This window comes from Xenorhabdus sp. NBAII XenSa04 (genome assembly GCF_963866145.1).
GTDB classification, from domain to species: domain Bacteria; phylum Pseudomonadota; class Gammaproteobacteria; order Enterobacterales; family Enterobacteriaceae; genus Xenorhabdus; species Xenorhabdus indica.
The window spans coordinates 1-1,162 of sequence record NZ_CAWMEB010000286.1 but is presented as its reverse complement, the minus strand read 5'-3'; the positions used below and the strand labels follow the sequence as shown (position 1 = coordinate 1,162).

1 protein-coding gene and 1 pseudogene are annotated in these 1,162 nt (G+C 32.0%); both read left to right on the top strand.

Translation table 11 applies throughout. The features are described 5' to 3' along the window. Window positions 1–212 (top strand): annotated as a pseudogene (locus tag AAC147_RS10285) (hypothetical protein); the annotation flags it as partial. A gap of 55 nt (window positions 213–267) precedes the next feature. After that, on the top strand, window positions 268–1,104 hold the full coding sequence (locus AAC147_RS10280; RefSeq protein WP_047686553.1) for a hypothetical protein: 837 nt from the start codon (window positions 268–270) through the stop codon (window positions 1,102–1,104). The last annotated feature ends 58 nt before the right edge of the window (window positions 1,105–1,162 follow it).

Sequence of the window (1,162 nt, the reverse complement as noted above, 5' to 3'; positions counted from 1 at the left end):
CTACAGAAAAAAGTATGGAGTTAATACTTTATCATGATGGAATACAAGCGTCAGCGAGTATTAAATATGGGGCAAGCATTAAACTCAAAAAAGATGATGAAAATCAATGGGAAGTACCTATAGAAGATGAATATGAACCAATGGAAAAACCTTGGGTGTTTCAAGACCCACTACCAAAAGAAAAATCTACTTACAGGATCTCTTTGGGGTAGCTTGTTATTTTTTGCATTATTAATGACAATAAAAACCGCATTAGGGAAACCAACAATGGAACATAAATATCTCGTCTCATTTAATACTCAGCGTAGTTTATGTATTTTAAAAGTAAATGGGATGTTAATGCTAGAAAACACATCCTCACGGACAGGAACAGAATCAAGTGGTTATAATATATCGGCTTTTTTGGAGAATGGATCTAATACAATAGAATTACTAATGGGTCGTATATCAATTGATAGAGATACAGAAAAATTTCATCCTGAATCATGGTGTGAAGCGACAATTAGAAAAGTTGCTTCACATGATGAACAAGGTGAAATTATTAGTAATATCAAGTTAACTGTGGATGATAACAGAAACGTTATAACGAAAAATTCGATAAATTTAAATGAAAAATTTGATTATGCAAATTTATCCACAAAAAAAGGAGAGAAAAATTTATTTTCGGCTCAAAAAACATTTTCAGTAAATAGTTTACCAAATTGGATGTGGATAAAAGCGCAGCCAGTTACTGATAATGATTTACCAGCTATAAAAGCATTTTATCAAGAGATTAGTAGTGCTTTTTCTCATCGTGATCTGGATAAGGTATGGAAAATGAGCCAGCCAGCATGGGAGGAATGGGCTATAGCAGACAATAGTAGCGCAAAAATATTTTTTGATTCGATGGATTTTGACGAAGATATAAGTGGTAATTTTTTTATTAAAGAACCTGAGTGGAATAAATATAAACTGGTTAGTTATAAAAATGGTCGTCTATTCCGTTTAGAAAAAGGTGTTTTTGGTTCTTCTCCTGTCATCTTTCACAACAAGGAAAATGGGAGAAATACGACTTATAATCCTTACTTATCTATAATCAATGGCAAAATCGTTATTTCAAGGTAATTAATTTATTAGGCTGGTCAGTTATTAATAATACTGGCTGGCCTTGTTTATACTAATT